This window comes from Sulfitobacter sediminivivens (genome assembly GCF_042611115.2).
In the GTDB taxonomy this organism is placed as follows: Bacteria; Pseudomonadota; Alphaproteobacteria; order Rhodobacterales; family Rhodobacteraceae; genus Sulfitobacter; species Sulfitobacter sediminivivens.
In genome coordinates this window covers 1-15,470 of record NZ_JBHGAR020000024.1, presented here as the reverse complement: position 1 = coordinate 15,470, position 15,470 = coordinate 1, and the positions used below count along the sequence as shown (strand labels likewise).

The window sequence follows — 15,470 nt, the reverse complement described above, 5'->3', positions numbered from 1 at the left end:
CATGAAACTGAATGTGAGACAATTTCATAACTTTCATCTTAAACATGAGGATGACCTCAATATGCACATTGAGTTCCGGCATCTGCGCACCATTCAGGCCATTCACGAGGCGGGCGGTCTGGCCCGTGCCGCAGAGCAGATGAACATCACCCAATCGGCGCTCAGTCATCAGGTAAAGGGGCTGGAGGATCAGGCGGGGGTGGAATTGTTTGTTCGCCGCTCAAAGCCGTTGAAATTATCCCCTGCGGGGCAAAGGTTGCTGAAACTGGCACAACAGGTTTTGCCACAGGTGCAGGCCTTGCAGGATGAATTCACCGGGTTGCGCGCGGGCAGCACCGGTCGCATGCACATCGCCATTGAATGTCATGCCTGTTTTGAGTGGCTGTTCCCGGTGCTGGAACACTTCCGCCGCGCGTGGCCGGATGTGGATGTCGATATCCGCCCCGGTCTGGCCTTTGACGCGCTGCCGGCGCTGTTGCGCGAAGAGGTCGATCTGGTGGTCAGTTCGGACCCCGAAGAATTGCCCGGTGTCAAATTTGTTGAACTTTTTGACTACAAGGCGGTCTTTGTTGCGGCCAGCACGCATCCGCTGGCCGAAAAACCCTTTGTTGAGGCGGCGGATTTTCGCGCTGAGACCCTGATTACCTATCCGGTTGAACGCACACGGCTGGATGTGTTCAGCCAATTGCTGATCCCGGCCAAGGTTGAACCCGCTGCCATCCGGCAGGTCGAATTGACGGCCGTGATCTTGTTGCTGGTTGCTTCGAACCGCGGCGTATCCGTGTTGCCCGATTGGGTGGTGCGCGAGGTCAAATACAGCTCGGATTATGTGACACGCCCCCTGACAAAGGCCGGGATTACCCGGCGGCTTTATGCAGCGGTGCGCAGTGACGATCTGGACAAGCCGTTTATGGGTCAATTGCTGAAACTGGCAGAACAAGAGGCCCGCAAGTTACAGTCGATTTAGGCAAAGCTGTGCGTGGGCGTCCCATAACGTGACGCTTTGCGCCACGCCCCCTTGGCAATCAGGCGCGCCCGCCCTATACGCAGCGCCTGATTGGTCAAAGGACGCAGACAATGGTTGGCAGTGCAAATCTCAACATCATGATCAAGGCGGCGCGCAAAGCGGGCCGCGCATTGGCCAAGGATTTTCGCGAAGTTGAGAACCTGCAGGTGTCGGTCAAGGGGGCCGGGGATTTTGTCAGCAAGGCCGATATCGGTGCTGAAAAGATTATCAAGGACGAATTGATGGGCGCGCGCCCGACTTATGGCTGGCTGGCCGAAGAAGGTGGCGCGCAAGAGGGTCAGGACCCCACACGCCGCTGGATCGTGGACCCGCTGGATGGCACTACCAATTTTCTGCACGGGCTGCCGCATTGGGCTGTGTCAATCGCCCTTGAACATAAAGGCCAGATCGTTGCGGGTGTGATTTATGACCCGACCAAGGATGAATTATTCTTTGCCGAAAAAGGTGCAGGTGCCTGGATGAACGAGACCCGTATCCGCGTGTCCGGTCGCCACCGCATGATTGAATCGATTTTTGCCACGGGATTGCCCTTTGCCGGACGCGGCGATTTGCCTGATACCTTGAAGGATCTGGGGCGGCTGTTGCCGGTGTGCGCCGGCGTTCGGCGCTGGGGATCCGCGGCGCTGGATTTGGCCTATGTCGCGGCAGGGCGCTATGACGGTTTCTGGGAACGCCGCCTGAAGTCCTGGGATCTGGCCGCAGGAGTGATCATCGTCAAAGAGGCGGGGGGTTTGGTCGAAGCCATGAACCCCAACGGGGACGTGTTGGTCGACGGCGAGATCGTCTGCGCCAATGAGCCAATTTTTGCGGGCTTTGCGAAAATCGTCCGGGGTTAGCGCTTTGTCGTTGGCCTTGGATATGTGTATGTCTGGAACAATGAAACGGGCGGCGCTATCTGTCTGACGGGTGGTTGATGCCGTCGGTCCAGACAATTGGTTCGTACTCCCACGGGTTGACGCCCTCGATGCACCCCAGATTGATGCCGCATTGGCTGGGATCGGCCCGTCGTTGGTGATGGGTGTATATGCCGCAGGTTTTGCAAAAATAATGCTGCGCAGTGTGGGTGTTCCAGCTGTAGAGCGTGAGGTTATCCGCGCCTTTCAGCAGATGGACGGAACTGGCGATGGCTGTCACAGCAGCGGCTTGCCTGCGCGCGCAGAACGAACAGGTGCAGCGCCCGATGTCATCGAAACCGTGGGGCAGGGTTGCTTCTAGCGCGACAGCGCCACAGTGACAGGTGGCGCGGACTTTCACCGGGGCGCTTGTCATCTGCGTCTCACCTTTGGGATGCGGCTTTCTATGGCTGGATAGGTCGCGACAGGATGGGGTGGGTGGCCATCGGTGCGGGCCCAGAAATCGACCCCACCCCGGCGCAACCAGAACGGCACCGTCAGCGCCAGACCCGCAATAAACCCTCCGGCATGGGCCCAATATGCAATGCCACCTGTGCCGGTTTCGGCCGCGATGCCGCCAAAGAACTGCATGGCAAACCAGATCGCCAGCATGATCCAGGCCGGGATCGGAAAGATGCGGAAAAACACGATAAAGATGATCAGAATATCAACCTTGGCTCGGGGAAAAAGCAGCAGATAGCCGCCCATCACCCCGGCAATTGCACCTGACGCACCAACCATCGGCACGACCGAGTTAGGCTCTGCCACCACTTGCCCCAGCCCCGCAGCGACGCCGCAGGCCAGATAGAACAGCAAATAGCGCAGATGCCCCATCTCATCTTCGATGTTGTCACCGAATATCCACAAAAAAAGCATGTTACCCGCAAGGTGCAGCCAGCCACCATGCAGGAACATGGATGTTAAAAGCCCGCCATAGCCGCCCCCGTCGCTGAGCCGTGCCGGGATCAGCGCCCATGCGTTGTAAAATCATTCGTGGCTCGGTTGTCTGAAAGCAGGGCCACATAGCTCAGAAAGATCACGATGTTGGCGACCATCAGCGCGTAGGTGACATAGGGCGTGCGCCCCGACGGATTATGATCGCGGATAGGAAACATGGTGCCACGCTGAGCGATTGCGCGGGACGGGTCAAGAGGCCCCGGCGCATCTGCCGGGACCTTTGAGTGTTATCCTGCGGCCCCCAGAAGGGCGGCGTTGCCCCCGGAGGCGGTGGTGTCAACGCAGACATGGCGTTCGGCACGCACCCGCGCGGTATCGGGCAGACCCCGGATCAGGGGCAGGATTGGCCCATCGCGTTTGGCCAGCGCCTGTTCGATCTGGCGTGCGGTGTCTGCGTCACCCCACCAAAGGATGCCGCCATAGGCTGGTCCGTCTGACAAATCAGCGGGGTCAATCTGGCCTGTCGCTTGCAGGGCGATCCCGCCCAATGCCTCAACCGCACGCGCCTGCGCGGCGGCGGCATCGGCACCCGGACCCATGCACAAGAGGGCGGCGCGAGGGAGCGTCGTCAGACGGTTCGATTCGCCCGTTGGTCCGGGCATCGACACGGTTTCAATCGGTTTGGGCTGATGTGGCGCGGGTTTGGGCAGATCGGCCTGCAGTTTGTTCCATTCACCGGTGACCTCCTGCGTATCTGGCGCGCTGAAACGGGGCAGGTAATTTGGCCCGCCCGCTTTGGGGCCCGTGCCGGACAAACCCTCACCGCCGAACGGCTGACTGCCCACAATTGCGCCGATCTGGTTGCGGTTGATATAAACGTTGCCGGCCTCAATCCGTTCCGACACATGCTGTACCCGGTCATCGATGCGGGTGTGCAGGCCAAAGGTCAGCCCGTATCCGGTGGCATTGATTGCGTCGATCACCTTGTCCAGCTCGTGGCTTTTGAAGGTCGCAAGATGCAGGACCGGGCCGAAGATCTCACGCTTCATATCGCCAATGCCATTCACGCGGATGATGGTGGGAGCCACATAGGTACCGCCATCCGGTGTCGGCAATTCAGCCACCACCCGGCCATCGGCGCGCGCGGCTTCGATGTGATCAGAGATGCCTTTGCGAGCCAGCTCGTCGATCACCGGCCCTACGTCCGTGCTGAGATGCCAGGGATCGCCCATGTTCAGCGATTGCATGGCACCAATCAGCATTTTTGTCAGATCCTCGGCGATGTCTTCCTGAACATAGAGGCAGCGCAGCGCGGAACAGCGTTGGCCCGCAGACTGGAACGCGCTTTCGACAATCGCGGTCACGGCCTGTTCAGGCAGGGCGGTGCTGTCTACGATCATCGCGTTCAGACCGCCGGTTTCCGCAATCAGCGGGGTGCCGGGGGCGCAGTGTTCGGCCATCGCGGTGCGGATGCGCATGGCGGTGGCAGTAGAGCCGGTAAAGGCCACACCGCCAATGCGTGGATCAGAGGTAACAGCAGCCCCGATATCACCGCCACCGGGCAGCAGCTGCAACGCCGAACGCGGTACGCCCGCCTTGTGCAGCAGACCAACGGTGAAATGTGCGACCAGTGGGGTCTGTTCGGCAGGCTTGGCCAGCACGGCGTTTCCGGCAGCAAGGGCCGCGGATATCTGGCCACAGAAAATCGCCATCGGAAAGTTCCAGGGCGAGATACATGTAAAGATGCCGGCGGCGGGCATATTGGTTGCTTGTGCCGCGTAATAGCGCAGAAAATCAACACCTTCGCGGAGTTCGGCCACGCAATCGGGCAGACCTTTGCCTGCTTCACGCGCCAGAAGCGCAAAGATTTGGCCATAGCTTTCTTCGATCAGATCCGCCGCTTTCAGCAAAACCGCGCGGCGGGTGGCTAGTGGCGCATCCCATGGGGTTGCAGTGTCCAGCGCGGTTGCAACATCATCCATTGAGGCATTGCGCACCGTGCCGGGGGACTTGGTCGGATGTGCCGGGTTCATCACCTTGACAGCCTTTTGCGGCTTTGCCTCACCAGCAAGCAGCGGGGCGGCCTCCCATTTGTGGGATTTGAAGGGCGCGCGGGCGGCTTCGATCTTGGCCAAAGTCGGCGTATGGGCCAGATCAAATCCGATGGCATTGGCACGCAGCGGCAGAAATATCTCTGGCCCGGTGGGGATTTTGATATTCGACGTACCCAGTTGCTTAAATGGATCGGCGGCGACCACTTCGGGGGCCACGTTTTCATCGACGATCTGGTTCACAAAGCTTGAGTTTGCGCCGTTTTCCAACAGACGCCGCACCAGATAGGCCAGTAGGTCGCGATGTGCCCCGACGGGGGCATAGATCCGGCAACGGGTGCCGTTTTGCGTCATCACCAGATTGTGCAGGGTCTCGCCCATGCCGTGCAGGCGCTGGAATTCGTAGGTTTCAGGATCGTCGCCCATATGCAGGACGGCTGCGACGGTATGGGCGTTGTGGGTGGCAAATTGGGGGTAGATCCGGTCAGTCATGCCCAGAAGTTTGCGTGCATTGGCGATATAAGACACATCGGTTGCGGCTTTTTGAGTGAACACGGGAAAACCTTCGACGCCCTCGACCTGCGCGCGTTTGATCTCGGTGTCCCAATAGGCCCCTTTGACCAGCCGGACCATGATCCGGCGGTCATGGCGTTTCGCCATGTCATAAAGGGCGTCGATCACCCGTGATGCACGCTGGCCAAAGGCCTGTACAACGATGCCAAATCCGTCCCATCCGGCCAGTGCAGGTTCGCCCATCACACGGTCGATCACATCCAATGACAGGGCAAGGCGGTCGGCCTCTTCGGCATCGACATTGAGGCCCATGCCAGCGGATTTTGCCAGCAGACACAATGCGCGCAGACGCGGCACCAGATCGCGCATCACCGAAGCTTCCTGAGCGATCTCATAGCGGGGGTGCAGGGCGCTGAGCTTTACGGAAATGCCTGGATTCTTGCGGATGTCCGGGTCGTTGCAGGCGGTTGCGATCGCTGAAATTGCGCGGCTATAGCTCAGGTGATAGCGTTTGGCATCGCCTTCGGTCCGCGCTGCTTCACCCAGCATGTCATAGCTATAGGTGAACCCCTTTTTCTCCATGCCCTTGGCGCGGGTCATGGCGGCGTTGATGTCCTCGCCCAAAACGAACTGACGGCCCATTTCCTTCATCGCGCGGGAAACGGCGGTGCGGATCACCGGTTCGCCCAGACGTTTGATCGCCGCGCGCAGGTGACGCACAGGGCCGGGTTGATCGTCATCGAGCACACGACCCGTCAGCATCAGCGCCCATGTGGAGGCGTTGACCAAGGATGATGTGGAGTGGCCCATGTGACGGCCCCAGTCAGAGGGCGCAATCTTGTCTTCAATGAGCGCATCGATGGTATCGGCATCCGGCACCCGCAACAGCGCTTCGGCCAAACACATCAGGGCGACCCCTTCGTCAGTGGAAAGGCCATATTCGGCCAGGAACACTTCCATCATGCCGGGCGATGTGGCACCGCGAATGTCGCGCACCAGACCCGCCGCCTGGGCGGAAATCGTCGCCCGGTCTGTTTCAGTCAACTGCGCTGTCTGAACAAGCGCGGCCAAGACGGTTTCAGGATCAGCATAGGTTCCTTCGTCAATTTGGTGACGCAGGGAAGGGGAAGTATCGCGGGCCATGAGCAGTCTCCAAATGAAATTTTGTCAAAGATATCCTAGGAAGGCAGGTCGTTTGGCCTTATGATTGATCGAAAGGCAGACATTTGTCGTGATTTTGAGGGGCTTTGCATGAAAAAAGAACAATCTGACCTGGACCGGTTTGATTCAACGATTCTGTCTGTGCTGGCCGAAGATGGGCGCATCAGCATCACTGATCTGGCAAAACGCATTGGCTTGTCGAAATCACCGACCCAGGCGCGGCTGCGCAGGTTGGAAGAAACGGGTGTCATCCTTGGATACCGGGCGCTGCTTGATCCGATCCAGTTGGGTCTGGATCATGTGGCCTTTGTCGAAGTGCGGCTGAGCGATACGCGCGAAAAAGCGCTGCGGGCCTTTAATGCGGCTGTGATCAAAGTACCTGAAATCGAACAGGCGCATATGATTGCCAGCCATTTTGATTACTTGCTCAAGGTGCGGACCCGCGACATGACCGCCTATCGCCGTTTTCTGGGCGAGACGATTTCATCTCTGCCGCATGTGTCCAACACCTCGACCTATGTCGCGATGGAGGCCGTAAAGGAAACGATGTTGGCGGACGCCACTTGACCGAAGGGCAGGGCGCATCATTTAATAATGTATGCGTTTGATGATGACATTGGCCCTGATAGCGGCCCCGGTATGGGCGGCACCGGCATTTGCTGCGTGCCCAACGCCCCCCGACACCAGCGCCGAATTGCTGAACCTTTTCGCCAAGGCCAACGCGGCGACGGATGTGAACGCCGGAAGACGGGTGTCAGGTGAGATGTGGGAAGTGTGGCTGCGCGCCCCTGATGAGGCCGCCCAAGAGGTGCTGGATGCGGGCATGGGCCGCCGCGATGCCTATGATTTCGCAGGTGCCATCACCGAGTACGACAGGCTGATTGCCTATTGTCCGGATTATGCCGAAGGCTACAACCAACGCGCCTATGTGCATTTCCTGCGGCAGGACTATGAACCGGCACTGGCCGATCTCGACATCGCCCTGACCCTGCAACCGCATCACGTGGCCGCGCAATCAGGTCGCGCATTGACCTTAATGAACCTGGGGCGTTTGGAAGAAGCGCGCGCACAATTGCTGATCGCCGTGGAGAATAACCCATGGCTGTCCGAGGCCGCCCTGCTGGCAGACGATGCGCCGCTGGGCCGCAAAGGCAAGGATATCTGAGGGTTTTGGAGGCATGCCGATGGATTGCGCGGCCATCTGGCATTTACACCGCTTCCCGCTTCGGATTATCTGCCGCAACGATCACCACCAGATGCGGGCGTGATGGAATGGTAGACATACCAGACTTAAAATCTGTTGGGGCCTAGCCCCGTGTGGGTTCGAGTCCCACCGCCCGCACCACTTTTTCGAGATAAATTTGTTATAGATCAATATTTCAGGTGCATTTGGACATTCAAATCCCACCCTTCAGGCCATCTTAGCGGGTGTGCTTGATCGACTTTATGGTCGTTGTCCATATGTCGAATGTTCGTCGCCGGTCATGGCTTTCAGTGCCTGGGTTTTGTGGAAGTACTCCTCCCCGCTTCGATGGGCTGCATCAAATATTCGATAAAGAACGAAAAAGGACCCACTGTGTCCCATCCCCCAGAGCTAGGTAAACTAGTTGGCCAATACACTCAGCCCCAGAGCAAATTCCTCACACACGATATTGATCAAAGTACTCTGCTCTGTGCATGCACGCCCCGTAGCTATCAAATGCTTCGCGTATCAAGAACGCTATAAAGCCGTGACGGATCGAACACGCGTGGCAGCAAGAGATAAGGATGATCGCAGGTTTCGCCATCTGGCGTGATTACGTAAGCGCCAACCAAAATGCCGATATCTGCCATCAGCAAGATCTGAATCTTTTGTGAGCACCCGCTAAGGCTCATTATGAACTCTCCGTCTTCTTCGGCAAATGAATCGAACGGTTTCAGAAGGAACTCCCGACTAGCTTCATGGTCGTGGCAGGCACTGGCAATTCTTATTTCATCGCCCGAAATGAAGTCATCAGGTGATTGAAGCCGTTCCCCACTCATTGCGCCGCACGTCCCTCTCACATTGGACAGAGGAACACTAACAAAGCGGGTCTCGATTTTTTGGGGACCAACAGTCGGTGATGAGACGACCTTAAGCAGGTTGAGGGAGGCGACTTGGCTTTGTGGAAGAGCCCTTGCGAGTTGTACCATATAGAAACCTCGGATTAAGGAACGCGAACGATAGTTAGTTTGATCACCTGAAGGTTTCACAGGATTGGGCCGAAAGCTGGGCGGTACTAAGACAAGGTTGGGAAAATTCTCCTTTGTGAGGCGAGTTGCAATTTTGCATCTTGATTAGCGTCCACGGCAGCGTTGATGTTCATGATCTGTCTCGCCATATCTTACCCGACAAAAAGCGCGTGGATGATGCGTTTCCCGTTCGCGTAAAAATTAAGATCCCGCCTAACGGACTGGGCAACCTGATCAGTGAGATTTTGGTGTGGTTGCGGACCAATATCGGGGCTGACCGGTTTTCCAATCGGTCGATTACGGGTGTTTGGTGCCGAGCCACGGCTTACTACTTCCGCGACATGAATGACGCGCAGGTCAGCAGAGAAATGCAACAACAAAACCCGATCAGCAGGTGCGAAAAAGAGCTTAAACTATGCCAGAAACTAACTAAGTATCGGGGAGTATGTATGCCAGAACCAAATCGTTTCATGGTTGATATCTGTGCCACGCCAAATAGCAGCTTTTCCTCGTTTCTGAGCGAAAATGGACACCGAATGCACATCTTCACCGCCAAGCGCATGATCTCTGGGCTGGTTTTGAGATAACGGAATGTATTCTTTTTGCTAATGGTCAAAGGGTAAGAAACCGATCTCCCCGCCTCAAGCGAGTTTTATCTTAAAGGAACGTTGTTCCGGCGCTTCCGCGATAGGGCTTTCACGGTGGTCGTTACGTCCCGTAATAATGAACACGCCCTGAAGTATGGCTGCCGGGTTCTTGGCCTTGCACGGGGGCGCATACCGCGTCAGTTCTCACCATGCTGATCTCAGGCACCTTCTCACGAGACCCCCGGCAGTTGTCTTGAAAAAGCAAATGGAGATGTATCTTGAAATTTCCAAACGCTATGAGATCGGCTCAAGCAGGTTTCCTCGGACGCTGCCCTTGCCCGCCTTCTCAGTCGAGCGGGCGGGCAGCCTCAAGGTAAACTTGCTCCCTACGCCGAACTCGCTTTCAAGTCTCAATGTGCCGTTTTGCGCAGTTGCTAGTTTACGTGAAATCGCGAGACCCAATCCAACGCCGCCGTTCGAGCGTGTATCTGAAGAATCAACTTGCTCAAAGGCGTTAAATACCCGTTCCTGATCTTCAGAAGATATGCCTGGCCCTGTATCCGAGACCGCAAATATCACATCGTTATTACCATGTCTGACGCTAATTTCGACCTCCCCTGCAGACACAAACTTCAACGCATTAGTAACAAGGTTAAGCAGTATCTGGGTCGTTCGCAACGGATCGCAGTATACCTGTCCGCCTTCCGAATTGAACATCAAATCCAAACCCTTGTCCTTTGCCAATTGTTGGGTTTGCTCGCTGACCGACATCAGTATTTGATCAACATCACAGAGATTAGCTTCAATAGAATATGAGCCAGTCTCCAACTTGGCAAAATCTAACATATCGTCGACCAGTGCCAGAAGGTGTTTCGCGGACCGTTCCTGCTTTCCCATCATTGCAACAACATGCCTGATCAGAAATGTCAGAGCATCAGAGGCCCCTTTTCTGTCAATCGGATCTTTCGCAAGCTCTAAGAAGACTGCCTCAGAAATCTTCTGGCCTTGTATATGTTTTATTAGCCCTACTGTTCCAAGAATAACCGTCAAAGGTGTCCTAAGTTCATGAGACAAGGTATTCATAAAATCTGACTTTGCTCTGCTGGCACTCTCAGCTGTTTTAAGAGCTTGTTTGAGATCCGTAACGTCCGTGCGCAGGCAAACCTTTCCGCCGTCAATCGTATTGTGGTCAGATGCAAGGATGAACCGACTATTGGAAAGCTCTTGCTCAAATTCAATATCCGGGCCATCGAAGTCTTCAAGTCTTTCTTGTACCCATTCTTCCTCTCGACCCATTGCGGCCGCCTGCGGTCCACGGTCAACCGCCAGCCTGATGATATCTTCGAAACTAGCACCGCGCCTTATCTGATCCGACACTGTTTCGTAGATTTCGGAATACCTGCTATTATATTCAATGAGGACTCCATCGCTATCAAACATCGCAAATCCATCGTTCATCGCTTGAATCGCAGAGGTCAGCCGAATTCTCGACTTTTTTTCGGCAGCTGCAAGGGCCGCGACTGACAGTACCACACCGATAATCAGCAAAGAAATCACACCCATAATAAGACGATTTCGAATATGGTTTGGTGTGTTTTTTGGCCATCCAGGCTTGGGAATTGCCATCATCGACCAATTGCCATTTGGAAAACTAATCTCCAACTCTATTGGCGATTGCTGCTCAAGTTCAGGACTGCCGAATAGTATTGATATTTGGTCTTTCTCACCCGAGTCCAATCTAAGGAATAATTTGTATTCCTGACTGAGGGCCGTTAATCCTGTCTGATCCAAAAACCGACCATGATCTACGACCATGGAAACGATGCCCCAAACCTTACCGGAGCCTCCAGCCGTATTGCTATCAATGAATATTGGTTGTCGAATTATCAGGGCGCGACCACCCTGAACGAGCTCTATAGGACCATCAATCGTTGCGGTCCCGTCTTCGACCGCTCGCATCACCCCAGCGCGTTGCAAATCATTTTCGGTGTAGTCCAAGCCAACCACAGCTGCGTTTTCGTCATAAGGGTAGACAAACCGGACAACCAAGTCGGGCGCGGCAGCAAAGTTAATGATATCATCCCCCTCGTAATTGAGGGACTCGACAAGGGAGCCAAACTGTTTCTGATCGAGATCATAATTCTCTTCAATCAAAGTAACCAGTTTTTGGAGCACCAAAAAGTGATCAAATACTTTCTCTTCAATTTCTTCGCGTGCTTCGATCAGTTCCAGTGTGTGATCAAGCCTCACATCCTTGATAAAGTTCGCGCGCAGTAGATTGTCAAATTCGGCTGCAATCAAGAAAAGTGAAACCAGCAACACGAAGACAAGAGCATATGTGTAACCTGAAAATCTTAGGGATAGTAGTCTGGAGAAAACAACTTTCATAAAAATTCAGGACCACCTTTGGTGTGAGATAACCAGGATCAACTGATCCGTGTGCTCACGATTACATAGTTCATCTTGAGATTGAAACAGCAAATGCGCATCTGTGAGATCCGACAGGTAACCGCCTTTTCAAAACGCCCAAAAATCTGGCTTTGGGCTCTTGAAACCCGTCACACATCTTCGGATCCATATCGTGGAGGGGTACACCAGACTAGATACCCGCTCGTGAAATCCACAGCCATCTCTGTGTGCCAAAATCCGCTGAAATTGCAGCTTGACGAATATTTGAGCTTCAACGCGATGGTCGATAGCTTCTTCCAACTACTGAAGCGAGGGCGGATCAGGCACCGGACCTACCCGACGCGTGGCGACGGCCGGCGGGACGAATTTGAGTACATAGAGATGTTTTGCAACTCAACACGTAAGCACACCAACAATGGCATGCTGTCACCAGTTGACTATGAAGCAAGAGGGTTGGATCTGAACAAAGCAGGCGTCTAGAAAACTAGGGGCACCTCACAGGGACAAGCTACATTGATCCCACACGTGCCCCGCCGATCTGTCTGGATTACAGGAAGGATTTCTTAAATATTATCAGCTTGATAGAGAACCATAGTGTCGCAACAACACGCGAACAGCCTTTTGTTTTTCAACGTCTGGTAGTCTGGGTCTCATTCATGCCATAATTCATGGGCATGACAATAGACCAGAAAAACTCGGAAAGGTTGAGCTATGAAAGAGAATTTTCTCAGTTTTGCGCGACATATGTTGACTATCGTGCTGTTTGCGCTGCCCAGTGTAAGCTATGCAGATGATATCCTGACGGTAACTGCGAACGGCACATCCGAGTCGTTTAGTTTTGAAGAGTTGTCCGCGATTCCACAAACCAAGGTTGTGACCAAGAACGACTATACCGACAACTCTGTAGAGTTTACTGGTCCAAGATTGAGGGATTTGCTTGCGCCGTATGAAGTTGGTCCAGACAAAACGCTAATCATGCGGGCAATCAATGACTTCACGGTTAATATCCCTGCTTCAGACGTCTTTGAGTACGACGTTATTCTTGCTCTTTTTAGCAATGGCGAGAAGATGTCTGTTAGAGAAAAGGGGCCGATCTGGGTCATTTATCCCATGGATGATCATGCCGAATTGCGCGACGACAGTTATAACAGCCGTTTAGTATGGCAACTCGTTGCCATAACAGTTGAATGACAACAAGAGGAAACATATTAAGATTTACCCTTTTTTCACTTTGTCTGGGGACTGCCGTTTTGGGAGGAGTGGTGATCTGGACGCTCGGTAGCCGTGTGCAAAGCATCAAGACTGCTGAACAAAGTGATCCGCTCTGGATCACCTCTCAGTTGCAATTTGAACTTTTACGATTCGAAGCAGACCTTACAGACTATATATTTGGCTCAAAATCCGATGAAGAGGTAGTCGAAAGGTTCGATATATTGTGGAGCAGGGCCAATGTTATGAAAACAGGGAAGTTGGCGCAGCTCCTCGAGGATATTGCGGTCGATACAACTCCTTTGGAAGAGTTCGAAGCAACACTTGGCAGAGTCGATCCACTCGTCCAATCGCTTCCAGTGAGAAGCGCTCAGGAAGCTGACCGTCGGCTCGCCGCTCAGGAACTGTTGGCGGAGACCAAACAATTCAAATCGAAGTTCAGAGTTCTGTCGCTGGAAATCGCTCAGGCGAAATCGCGCTTGATGCTGGAATTTCGGACGGGTCTAGTGTCGTTATCCAATGCTATTGCGTACTTAGGCATCGTCATTTTTGTTCTTATCGGGGTCGTAGTATCCATCCTTATTATTGATGTCAGATCAAGCAGACGAAGATCACATCTGCTTGAGCAATTGGTAGTTGAAGCTAACGCATCAGCGAAGATGAAAGATAATTTCATGAGTGTCGTCAGCCACGAGCTACGCACTCCTCTCACATCTATTCTTGGAGGGATAGCGCTTCTCAAAACGAAGTATGGCGAAAAGCTGGACGATGGTGCCAAAAAAATGGTCGACATAGCCCAACGTAATGCCGAACGATTGCTGTCGCTTGTTAGTGATATCTTGGATGCTCAATCATTGGATGAAGGTAAGGTAAGTATTTCCAAAGAGCGTCTGAATTTTAATTCGATCTTGAGTAACACTGTCGAAGAGTGCGAGGTCTACGCCAACCAACTTGGCGTTACAATTTCCCTCAAAAGTTCAGATGATGAATTGATTTTGGATGGCGACCGGGTCCGGATATCTCAAATTCTCAGCAACTTTTTGTCGAACGCAGCAAAGTTCAGCCTAGCCGGCGGTACCGTCGAAGTCGAAGCCCGTAGGAACGGGAGGTGGATTCAAACCGAAATAATCGACCATGGGCATGGAGTGCCGCTGGATCAGCAATCCAACTTGTTCTCGCGATTCCATCAGGTCAACCCAGGGACAACAGGGGCGCATAAGAGCAGCGGCTTGGGACTTAGTATCGCCAAACAACTCATAGAAATGCATGGTGGCAAGGTCGGTTTCACCTCGATTGAAGGCAAAGGGTCAACTTTTTGGTTTTCCCTGCCATCTGCCAACGATACTGAGACTGACCGGATAGATAGGGCCCCCGAAATTGGAAAAGAAACCCACCTAATGGGGAAGCGCATCAGCATCGCTAGTCTGGGTTAGTTAACTGCAATTGGATCCAAATTTTGGTTTACTTGCTCGATTATTTGGCTGTCCGCCGAGGATTGTTTCAGAGAATTGATCAAATCGTAATCGCATTTATAGAATTCTCTAATTCTCTCCAAGTCTCGATCTGACACCTCAATTCTGATTTTATTACTTTCGTTCCGATCTAGAGAGGCTGAAAGCCGTTTCGTATCAGTAATTAAATCAATCCATTCTAAGACTTTCTCTAACCCGCGTTCGAACAGAAAAATATTGAGATTGCTCCCAACAAAATCAACTTGTGGCCTTATATGATTATCGCAGGCGTATGGGTCAGCAAGGCATTTCTCGAAAACGACGTTGACCCATTCGCCAAAAGTACCGTAGAACTGTTTGTTCCAATCCAACTCTACAGTCAATTTATCATTTTGAGAAATTTTGCCGATCTTGTTGCTCTCACCGCAATACCTTGTTGCTCGGTAGCGATATTCACTCAGTAGTCTTTCAAGTGGATTTCGGATGATTGCGAACGATGCGTCAGCAAAGCCATCTGGCAACAGAATGTTTCTGACATCAAATGCCATGTGCTGCGGCGTCGTGTGCGACCATTCCAATTCCTCTCTTGAATAGAGAGCTACTTTCCCTTTCCTTCTCATATAATCCGTTATGCCGGATCCGCCAGTCTTGGGAATGTGAACGAAATTTAATAGTCGATTATTAATCCTAGCAAGTGGCATCAATACGGCCTTAAAATTAGAAGAGGCAGGTGACTTCCCTTTGCAAATATTATTGCTTATGCGCTTTCGCCTAACCTACAATACATTGGAAGTTTACGAGCACCTTTCCTCTTATGAGATGGAATATCGTTCGAGTGACTATTGTACCAGCGTTTGAAATGGGCGTGACTTGCTACCCAGATATTACTACCATAGGTTATGACGCTTTGTCTAATAGGGCAATGGCTCTGGGTTATTTTTGTGACTTGTGAATGGAGCGCGTTTAGTCTTGACCTCACCCCATATGAAACAGCGTGTTGAACAGTTTTGGATCAATGCTGTTCATCTCGAACGTCTCACCCTCGGTCAGGATGCTGATGG

The 15,470-nt window shown here is 53.3% G+C and carries 12 protein-coding genes, 1 tRNA gene and 2 pseudogenes; 9 read left to right on the top strand and 6 right to left on the bottom strand.

Annotated features, from left to right (window positions below; genetic code table 11):
• Window positions 1-61 precede the first annotated feature (61 nt).
• Window positions 62-967 carry a LysR family transcriptional regulator gene (locus ACEWL3_RS17915; RefSeq protein ID WP_386184993.1) on the top strand — a complete coding sequence of 302 codons (906 nt, stop codon included), beginning with the start codon at window positions 62-64 and terminating at the stop codon, window positions 965-967.
• Window positions 968-1,077: 110 nt separating this feature from the next.
• Complete coding sequence (locus tag ACEWL3_RS17910; RefSeq protein ID WP_386184996.1) at window positions 1,078-1,863, top strand: inositol monophosphatase family protein; 786 nt, start codon at window positions 1,078-1,080, stop codon at window positions 1,861-1,863.
• 55 nt (window positions 1,864-1,918) lie between these two features.
• On the opposite strand, the gene ACEWL3_RS17905 is transcribed toward ACEWL3_RS17910, so the two are convergent.
• The 3 genes and pseudogenes from ACEWL3_RS17905 to putA form a co-directional block, all read right to left on the bottom strand.
• Window positions 1,919-2,296: a GFA family protein gene (locus ACEWL3_RS17905; RefSeq protein ID WP_386184998.1), complete on the bottom strand. Its 378-nt coding sequence runs from the start codon at window positions 2,294-2,296 to the stop codon at window positions 1,919-1,921.
• Window positions 2,293-3,035 (bottom strand): annotated as a pseudogene (locus ACEWL3_RS17900) (rhomboid family intramembrane serine protease). Before ACEWL3_RS17900 ends, ACEWL3_RS17905 begins: the two are co-directional and overlap by 4 nt.
• A 69-nt stretch (window positions 3,036-3,104) precedes the next feature.
• A complete protein-coding gene (gene putA, locus ACEWL3_RS17895) occupies window positions 3,105-6,524 on the bottom strand; it encodes a bifunctional proline dehydrogenase/L-glutamate gamma-semialdehyde dehydrogenase PutA (protein ID WP_386185001.1) in 3,420 nt (1,139 codons plus the stop codon).
• A gap of 108 nt (window positions 6,525-6,632) precedes the next feature.
• On the opposite strand from putA, the gene ACEWL3_RS17890 reads away from it, so the two are divergent.
• From ACEWL3_RS17890 to ACEWL3_RS17880, 3 genes are all read left to right on the top strand, one after another.
• Entirely contained in the window at window positions 6,633-7,109 is a 477-nt protein-coding gene (locus tag ACEWL3_RS17890) for an Lrp/AsnC ligand binding domain-containing protein (protein WP_114877886.1), read from the top strand.
• Window positions 7,110-7,140: 31 nt separating this feature from the next.
• A complete protein-coding gene (locus tag ACEWL3_RS17885; protein WP_435001318.1) occupies window positions 7,141-7,707 on the top strand; it encodes a tetratricopeptide repeat protein in 567 nt (188 codons plus the stop codon).
• A gap of 93 nt (window positions 7,708-7,800) precedes the next feature.
• Window positions 7,801-7,887, top strand: a tRNA-Leu gene (locus ACEWL3_RS17880).
• A 350-nt stretch (window positions 7,888-8,237) separates the two neighbouring features.
• Here the strand turns inward: ACEWL3_RS17880 and ACEWL3_RS17875 are convergent.
• Window positions 8,238-8,714, bottom strand: a complete 477-nt coding sequence (locus ACEWL3_RS17875) for a hypothetical protein (protein ID WP_386185006.1) — start codon at window positions 8,712-8,714, stop codon at window positions 8,238-8,240.
• Window positions 8,715-8,854: 140 nt separating this feature from the next.
• On the opposite strand from ACEWL3_RS17875, the gene ACEWL3_RS17870 reads away from it, so the two are divergent.
• Window positions 8,855-9,340 carry a hypothetical protein gene (locus ACEWL3_RS17870; protein WP_386185009.1) on the top strand — a complete coding sequence of 162 codons (486 nt, stop codon included), beginning with the start codon at window positions 8,855-8,857 and terminating at the stop codon, window positions 9,338-9,340.
• 294 nt (window positions 9,341-9,634) lie between these two features.
• Here the strand turns inward: ACEWL3_RS17870 and ACEWL3_RS17865 are convergent, their stop codons facing one another.
• Entirely contained in the window at window positions 9,635-11,728 is a 2,094-nt protein-coding gene (locus ACEWL3_RS17865) for an ATP-binding protein (protein WP_386185011.1), read from the bottom strand.
• 294 nt (window positions 11,729-12,022) lie between these two features.
• On the opposite strand from ACEWL3_RS17865, the pseudogene ACEWL3_RS17860 reads away from it, so the two are divergent.
• From ACEWL3_RS17860 to ACEWL3_RS17850, 3 genes and pseudogenes are all read left to right on the top strand, one after another.
• A pseudogene (locus ACEWL3_RS17860) lies at window positions 12,023-12,229 on the top strand (IS3 family transposase); the annotation flags it as partial.
• A 231-nt stretch (window positions 12,230-12,460) separates the two neighbouring features.
• A complete protein-coding gene (locus tag ACEWL3_RS17855; protein WP_386185014.1) occupies window positions 12,461-12,940 on the top strand; it encodes a putative pterin-binding protein in 480 nt (159 codons plus the stop codon).
• 71 nt (window positions 12,941-13,011) lie between these two features.
• Window positions 13,012-14,391, top strand: a complete 1,380-nt coding sequence (locus tag ACEWL3_RS17850) for a sensor histidine kinase (protein WP_386185016.1) — start codon at window positions 13,012-13,014, stop codon at window positions 14,389-14,391.
• Here the strand turns inward: ACEWL3_RS17850 and ACEWL3_RS17845 are convergent.
• Window positions 14,388-15,110, bottom strand: coding sequence for a sulfotransferase family 2 domain-containing protein (locus tag ACEWL3_RS17845; protein ID WP_386185018.1), 723 nt, complete (start codon window positions 15,108-15,110; stop codon window positions 14,388-14,390). The genes ACEWL3_RS17850 and ACEWL3_RS17845 overlap by 4 nt on opposite strands.
• Between the last annotated feature and the right edge of the window lie 360 nt (window positions 15,111-15,470).

What these genes read in the sequence shown, in the direction of transcription:
- ACEWL3_RS17915 (WP_386184993.1), top strand. Translation starts at nt 62, where the DNA reads ATGCACATTGAGTTCCGGCATCTGCGCACCATTCAGGCCATTCACGAG.
- ACEWL3_RS17910 (WP_386184996.1), top strand. Translation starts at nt 1,078, where the DNA reads ATGGTTGGCAGTGCAAATCTCAACATCATGATCAAGGCGGCGCGCAAA.
- ACEWL3_RS17905 (WP_386184998.1), bottom strand. Translation starts at nt 2,296, where the DNA reads ATGACAAGCGCCCCGGTGAAAGTCCGCGCCACCTGTCACTGTGGCGCT.
- putA (WP_386185001.1), bottom strand. Translation starts at nt 6,524, where the DNA reads ATGGCCCGCGATACTTCCCCTTCCCTGCGTCACCAAATTGACGAAGGA.
- ACEWL3_RS17890 (WP_114877886.1), top strand. Translation starts at nt 6,633, where the DNA reads ATGAAAAAAGAACAATCTGACCTGGACCGGTTTGATTCAACGATTCTG.
- ACEWL3_RS17885 (WP_435001318.1), top strand. Translation starts at nt 7,141, where the DNA reads ATGCGTTTGATGATGACATTGGCCCTGATAGCGGCCCCGGTATGGGCG.
- ACEWL3_RS17875 (WP_386185006.1), bottom strand. Translation starts at nt 8,714, where the DNA reads ATGGTACAACTCGCAAGGGCTCTTCCACAAAGCCAAGTCGCCTCCCTC.
- ACEWL3_RS17865 (WP_386185011.1), bottom strand. Translation starts at nt 11,728, where the DNA reads ATGAAAGTTGTTTTCTCCAGACTACTATCCCTAAGATTTTCAGGTTAC.
- ACEWL3_RS17855 (WP_386185014.1), top strand. Translation starts at nt 12,461, where the DNA reads ATGAAAGAGAATTTTCTCAGTTTTGCGCGACATATGTTGACTATCGTG.
- ACEWL3_RS17845 (WP_386185018.1), bottom strand. Translation starts at nt 15,110, where the DNA reads ATGCCACTTGCTAGGATTAATAATCGACTATTAAATTTCGTTCACATT.